This window comes from Brevundimonas sp. UBA5936, from assembly GCA_002430835.1.
Classification (GTDB): Bacteria; Pseudomonadota; Alphaproteobacteria; order Caulobacterales; family Caulobacteraceae; genus Brevundimonas.
Map to the genome: position 1 here is coordinate 1 of DJDA01000152.1, position 302 is coordinate 302.

General features: G+C 75.2%; 1 protein-coding gene. It reads left to right on the plus strand.

Going from position 1 to position 302, the window contains the following annotated elements:
- Positions 1-302 (plus strand): methyltransferase domain-containing protein (locus tag B2Y21_RS15365; protein WP_292060707.1); only part of this gene is annotated, 302 nt, incomplete at both ends.

Genomic DNA, 302 nt, shown 5'->3' on the forward strand with positions numbered 1-302 from the left:
TGGCCGACAGCCCGGCGCGCGAAAGGGTGGCGCAGGTGCGCGCCGTCGGCTCGACGGCCGAGCGCGCCGCGCCGGGCGCGGGGCCGCTGGGGCTGGAGGACGGATCGGCCGATCTGATCGTCAACCTGCTGGGCCTGCACTGGGCCAATGACCTGCCCGGCGCTCTGAGCCAGATCCGCCGCGCGCTGAAGCCCGACGGCCTGTTCGTCGCCAGCCTGTTCGGCGCCGCGACGCTGAAGGAGCTGCGCGGCGTGCTGACCGAAGCGGAGCTGGAAGTGAACGGCGGCGCCCAGGCGCGGGTC